Origin of the sequence: Parvibaculum sp. (assembly GCF_049672805.1) — a bacterium.
Taxonomy (GTDB): domain Bacteria; phylum Pseudomonadota; class Alphaproteobacteria; order Parvibaculales; family Parvibaculaceae; genus Parvibaculum.
On sequence record NZ_JBATWS010000343.1, the window covers coordinates 1 to 5755 of the forward strand.

The 5755-nt window shown below is 60.7% G+C and carries 6 protein-coding genes; 2 read left to right on the top strand and 4 right to left on the bottom strand.

The genetic code is table 11. The annotated features are described in order from the left end of the window. Positions 1 to 39 precede the first annotated feature (39 nt). The gene (gene phbB / locus WBF74_RS10825; protein WP_424439422.1) at positions 40 to 765 is read right to left on the bottom strand and encodes an acetoacetyl-CoA reductase; all 726 of its coding nucleotides are present in this window, start codon (positions 763 to 765) and stop codon (positions 40 to 42) included. A 53-nt stretch (positions 766 to 818) separates the two neighbouring features. After that, entirely contained in the window at positions 819 to 2003 is a 1185-nt protein-coding gene (locus tag WBF74_RS10830) for an acetyl-CoA C-acetyltransferase (protein WP_424439425.1), read from the bottom strand. A gap of 279 nt (positions 2004 to 2282) precedes the next feature. On the opposite strand from WBF74_RS10830, the gene phaR reads away from it, so the two are divergent. Then, positions 2283 to 2894 (top strand): polyhydroxyalkanoate synthesis repressor PhaR, encoded by a 612-nt coding sequence (gene phaR / locus WBF74_RS10835; RefSeq protein WP_424439428.1) that lies wholly within the window; start codon positions 2283 to 2285, stop codon positions 2892 to 2894. A gap of 27 nt (positions 2895 to 2921) precedes the next feature. Here the strand turns inward: phaR and WBF74_RS10840 are convergent, their stop codons facing one another. Further along, positions 2922 to 4673 (bottom strand): putative bifunctional diguanylate cyclase/phosphodiesterase, encoded by a 1752-nt coding sequence (locus tag WBF74_RS10840; RefSeq protein ID WP_424439431.1) that lies wholly within the window; start codon positions 4671 to 4673, stop codon positions 2922 to 2924. Positions 4674 to 4961: 288 nt separating this feature from the next. Here WBF74_RS10840 and WBF74_RS10845 point away from each other — a divergent pair, with 288 nt between their 5' ends. After that, positions 4962 to 5294: a hypothetical protein gene (locus WBF74_RS10845; protein WP_424439434.1), complete on the top strand. Its 333-nt coding sequence runs from the start codon at positions 4962 to 4964 to the stop codon at positions 5292 to 5294. A gap of 128 nt (positions 5295 to 5422) precedes the next feature. On the opposite strand, the gene WBF74_RS10850 is transcribed toward WBF74_RS10845, so the two are convergent. Continuing rightward, positions 5423 to 5755: gamma-glutamyltransferase (locus WBF74_RS10850; protein ID WP_424439437.1), on the bottom strand; the 333-nt coding region annotated here is incomplete at its 5' end.

A 5755-nucleotide genomic window follows, 5' to 3' on the forward strand; every position in this document is an offset into this window, starting at 1 on the left:
GTAACAACCGGGGCGTTTCCTTTCGAGAGGGCGAAACTCTCATCCCGCAATATATTGCGCGCCATTCGCTGTCAGCGTCGCGCCTGTGATGAAGCCCGCCTTTTCATCGGCAAGGAAGGTGACGCAATGGGCGATCTCGTATGCCTTGCCGAGACGCCCCACGGGGATCGTCGCGATGATGCTCTCCAACACTTTCTCTGGCACGGCAGCAACCATATCCGTGTCGATATAGCCGGGCGCAATGCAGTTCACCGTGATGCCCTTGCGCGCCACTTCCTGTGCCAGCGCCTTGGTAAAGCCGATCACGCCTGCCTTGGCCGCCGAATAATTCGTCTGGCCCATCTGGCCCTTCTGGCCATTGATCGACGAGATATTGATGATGCGCCCGAAACCGCGCTCGCGCATGCCATTGATGAGCGGCTGGCACATGTTGAACATGGAATCGAGATCGACCGCGATGACCTCGCGCCATTGCTGCGGCGTCATCTTGTGAAGCATCGCATCGCGCGTGATGCCCGCATTATTGACGAGAACATCGATCGGCCCGAGCGCGGCTTCAACCTCGGCAATGCCTTTCACGCATTCATCATAGTCACCGACATTCCATTTGAAGGTCGCGATGCCGGTTTCCTTGGCGAAAGCCGCCGCCGCCTCCGCATTGCCGGCATAATTAGCGGCGACGGTGTAGCCCGCATCGCGCAACGCCAGTGAAATCGCAGCGCCGATGCCGCGCGTGCCGCCTGTTACAAGGGCAACCTTGCTCATTGAAATAAATCCCTGTCCTTAAAAAATCTGTCTTCTATCGCAAAAGCGTGGTCTCAGCCCCGCTCCACGCAAAGCGCGATGCCCATGCCGCCGCCAATGCAGAGTGTGGCGAGGCCCTTCTTCGCGTTCCGCTTTTCCATTTCATGCAGCAAGGTCACGAAAACACGCGCACCCGATGCACCGATCGGATGACCAATGGCAATCGCCCCGCCATTGACGTTCACGATCTCCGGGTTCCAGCCGAGATCCTTGTTCACGGCAAGCGCCTGTGCCGCGAAGGCTTCATTCGCTTCCACAAGATCAAGATCATCAATCGTCCAGCCTGCGCGCTTCAGCGCAAGCCGCGAGGCGGGGATCGGCCCCGTGCCCATCACCGCAGGCTCCACACCCGCATGTGCCCAGGAGACGATCCGGCCAAGCACCTTGCGGCCTTCCTTCTCCGCGCGCGCCGCATCCATCAGCACGACCGCCGCCGCGCCATCATTGATCCCGGATGCATTTGCCGCCGTCACCGTGCCGCCCTCTTTCTGGAAGGCAGGCTTCAGCCCCTTGATCCCTTCAAGCGTCACGCCATGCTTGATGTACTCATCGGTATCCACCACCGAGTCGCCTTTGCGCGTCGAGATCGTGACTGGGGCGATTTCATCCTTGAAGCGGCCCGCCTTCTGCGCGGCCTCCGCCTTGTTCTGCGAGGCGACGGCGAACGCATCCTGCTCGTCCCGGGTGATCTGCCAGCGCGCGGCAACATTCTCCGCCGTCTGCCCCATGTGATAGCCGTGGAAGGCATCCCACAAACCATCCTTCAGCATGGTGTCGGCAAGGTCGAGCGCGCCCATCCGCTGACCCGAGCGCAGATAGGCCGCATGCTGCGCCTGGCTCATGCTTTCCTGACCGCCCGCAACCACGACCTCGCTATCGCCATTGACGATAGCTTGGTAGCCAAGCGCGACGGCGCGAAGGCCGGAGCCGCAAAGCTGGTTCACGCTCCATGCCGGCACTTCCACCGGAAGCCCCGCATTGACGGAAGCCTGACGGGCCGGGTTCTGCCCCTGCCCGGCCTGCAGAATCTGCCCCAGTATCACTTCCGAGACCTGGTCCTTCTCGATGCCCGCCCGCTCGATGGCCGCAGAAATCGCCACCCGGCCAAGCTCATGCGCGGGCAGGCTCGACAGAGCACCGTTGAATGCGCCGACCGGCGTGCGCGCCGCCCCGACAATGACCACTTCGGATTTGCTCATCAGCTTGCTCCCTGGGACAGGCCCGCCGTGCGGGCTGCTTTTGACATGAGGATCCCGCCGGAAATGAACATTCTCCCGGCCCGGTCAACCGGCACACGGGCCGGGAAGCGCGGATTTCTGTGCATTGCAATGCGGGACTTGCGCAGCGCAACAATACCGCGTCACAATGCCGAATAACAGGGGGCAGGAAACCCGGCAGTGGCTCGCGCCGCTGGCATAAGGGGCAAAATAACGGGTTCCGCCGGGTCGTCGAAGCTCTATCAGAGATTGGGTGCTGCCGTGGCAAAAAAGACTTCATCCACGGACGATGATGTCATCATTGTCAAAAAATATGCGAACCGCCGACTCTACAATACGGCGACATCAAGCTATGTGACGCTTGATGATCTCTGCGAAATGGTGAAGCAGGGAAACGAGTTCGTGGTGCGTGATGCCAAGACGGGTGAGGATATCACCCGCTCCGTGCTCACCCAGATCATCTTCGAGGAAGAAGGCAAGGGCCAGAACCTGCTGCCGATCAACTTCCTCCGCCAGCTCATCCGCTTTTATGGCGACAGCCTGCAGAGCTTCATCCCTTCCTATCTCGAGATGAGCATGAACAGCTTTTCCCGCGAGCAGGAAAAGCTGCGCCACCGCGTGACCAATGCGCTGGGCGGCCGCGAAAGGCTCGGCCAGTTCGAGGATCAGATTCGCCAGAACCTCGAAATGTTCGACAACGCCATCCGCATGTTCTCTCCCTTTGGCCGCCCCTCCGGCTCAGCCGAGCGCGGGCCGAGGGAGGCGAAGCCCGAAAAGCCGGAGCCGGCAGCAGGCCGCAACGGGGAACTGGACGAGCTGAAAAAGCAGCTCGCGCAGATGCAGGCGCAGCTCGAAAAGCTCTCCCAGAAATAATCTTCAGACGACAGACCGTCTCGCGCGTCAGGCCACTATGCGCCGCGTCATGGATGTGTAGTCAGCGCGCGGGAGCGACATGGCCGGCTCGCCGAGATAGAAGCCCTGAAGATACTTCACGCCGAAATCCCGGAGCATGGTGACTTCTTCCTCATTGCTCACCCATTCGGCAACGGTGGGCAGGTTGAAGTTGCGCGCGAGATCGACAAGCGTGCGAACGAAGAACTGATTGTCGGGGCTGGTCGCAAGATCGATCACGAAGGAACCGTCGATCTTCACCAGATCCACATCGAGCGTCTTCAGGTTGCGAAAGGATGTGTAACCCGCACCGAAATCATCAATCGCAATCTTGCAGCCAAGCTCTCGGAACATGGCGACAAACTCCGTCAGTTCCACAACTTCATGGATCGCCACCGTTTCGGTGATCTCGATGATGAGACGGCGCGCAAGATCAGGATCAGCCCGCAGATGGGCCGCAAGCGTCTCACGCCAGAGCCTGTCCGCCGTTGTGCGGCCCGACACGTTGAGCGACAGCGTGACATGCGGATTGTTCCGCAAGGCTTCCACCGCAAGCTCCATCACGCGGTAGTCAAGCAGGCCGACAATGCCGAGCTTTTCTGCAATCGGCACGAAATGTCCCGCTGAAAGTATGCTGCCATCGGGCTGCTCCAGCCGGACAAGACATTCGAACAGTGCCGCCTCGCCGGATACCGCATCCACGATCGGCTGGAAGGCAATGCGGATGCGCTTGTCATTGAGCGCGGTGATGAGTTCATCGGCGACATTGATGTTACGAAGCCGCGCCTTTTCGCGCTCGCGCGACGGCGTGTACACCACATGGCTGTCACGGAGCCGCTGCTTCGCGAGAACAAGCGCTTCTTCCGCGCGCGCCAGCGCCTGCTCTACACTCGACGCATGGCCGGGCAGCGCAATGGAACCTGCAGACACCGTGACGGCAACAGGACCACGCCCCGTCATCACCACTTTGTCGCGCACCTCGGCGAGCATCCGCTCGCAGACACCGCCAAGCCGCTCTTCATTGCAGTTCCGCAGCACAAGGCCAAACTTGTTGCCCGCATAGCGCCCGAGCGAGTCGCCGCGCCGCGCAAGGGAGCGCAGACGCTCGCCCACGCTAACGATCACTTCGTCAGCGACATCGAAACCGAAAGCATCATTGATGAGAGCGAGATTGTCGACCGCGATCAGCAGGAAGGCGGAGTTCTGCCGGCCCCTCTGCGACGCGATCATCGCTTCCGTCAGTGCCTCTTTCAGCCGCACGCGGTTCAAGAGCCCTGTAAGCTCATCATAGGTGGACAGGCGAATGAGTTCGGCTTCGCGCTTGTGTCGCTCGTCAATCGCGCGCAACACGCCGACGGCAAGGGCAGGCGACCCGTCGCTGCCCGCATACCAGCGGCCGCGATCTTCCACCCAGCGCACACCGCCGAAATCATCCCGGATCTGATATTCGAGTTCATAGGGTACGCCGGTGCCCTTGTCCTTCTCGCGCGAGCGGCAGATAAGCTCATAGCGGCCCGGTCCTTCGACCAGAAGGCGTGTGGCGAAATCGCGATGCGTGGCAACCGTCGAAATATCTGAAATGCCGAGAAGCGCAGAGGCACCGGCACTCCAGGTCAACACACCATCTTCAATCGACCAGCGATAGGCCGCATCGCCCACCGCCGTGACAGCGCTTTTCAGAAGGTCCTCTGCCAGAGCTTCCCTGACACTGAAGCCGGCCATATCACCGGACCTGCGCGTACCCTGCGTCTTCGCGTCCACAACACCGCTCCTGCGTATCCAACATCCCGGGCACTCCGCCCGAAGAGCGCCCTTCTGGCACCCGCGGAGATAATCAAACGTGAGCTGTTAAAATTTTGAGAAGCGGCGTAACCACTAAACCTTTAATAAAACTGGTTAATTCGTCCGTTTGTTCCGATACGGAACAACTGCCCGTTCTTTTCGCCCTTAGTTCGCCTGAAAAATGTGGCAGACTTCTTGCGACATCACGGAACGCCTGCACAGCAGGTTGATTCTGGGATGTTGGGGCGGCGAAAGCCGGAGAAAATCATGGCAGGCATCAGGCCGACCGGAGGAACGGAGATCACGCTGCGCGCATCGCGGCGGCGTGAACAGCCGGGCCGCGCAAAGCGCATTGATCCCGTGCCTGTTACACCATCGGACTGCCGGGCAAAGGCAGCACTCGGCCGCCCGGACATTTCGGCCCGACCTGTCGCCGCTTTCCTCGCTCAATATATCGATCAGCACTGGGGCTGGCCGCGCAATGCCAGCCGCAAGGAAGAGACGCGTCGCACCGCGACCGCCGCCTATATAGAGGCCGACATGCTGCCCGACCTTCTCGCCGAAACGCTCCGCCCCGCACGGCGCGGCCTGAAGCTCTGAGTTCTCCCCTTTACATTGTCATGGCCGGGCGTGACCCGGCCATCCAGTCTTTGCGGCAAAAAGAAAGATGAAGACGTGAATGACCCGCATAAAGCGGGTCATGACAATGTTGGGAGGGCAAACAGCCTCTAATAGCCGATAGCAGCGCCGTCCTTGCGCGGGTCCGAGCCGCCGATGAGCGTGCCCCGCTCATGGTCGATCCAGATGGCCTGCCCGCCGCCATGCGGCAGGAAAACTTCATTCAGCTTGTGACCACGTGCCTCAAGCCCTGCCCGCGTCTCGGCAGAGAAGCCGCGTTCGATCTCCAGCGTGTCAGCACCTGGAAAGGCGCGCGGACTGTCGAGGGCTTCCTGCACATCCATGCCGTAATCAAGCATGTTGGAGGCCACATGCGCATGCCCCACCGCCTGATAAGCGCCGCCCATCACGCCGAAAGGCATCACCGCGCGACCCTTTTCCAC

Coding starts and splice junctions, on each gene's coding strand:
- WBF74_RS10830 (WP_424439425.1), bottom strand. CDS start 2,003: ATGAGCAAATCCGAAGTGGTCATTGTCGGGGCGGCGCGCACGCCGGTC.
- phbB (WP_424439422.1), bottom strand. CDS start 765: ATGAGCAAGGTTGCCCTTGTAACAGGCGGCACGCGCGGCATCGGCGCT.
- WBF74_RS10845 (WP_424439434.1), top strand. CDS start 4,962: ATGGCAGGCATCAGGCCGACCGGAGGAACGGAGATCACGCTGCGCGCA.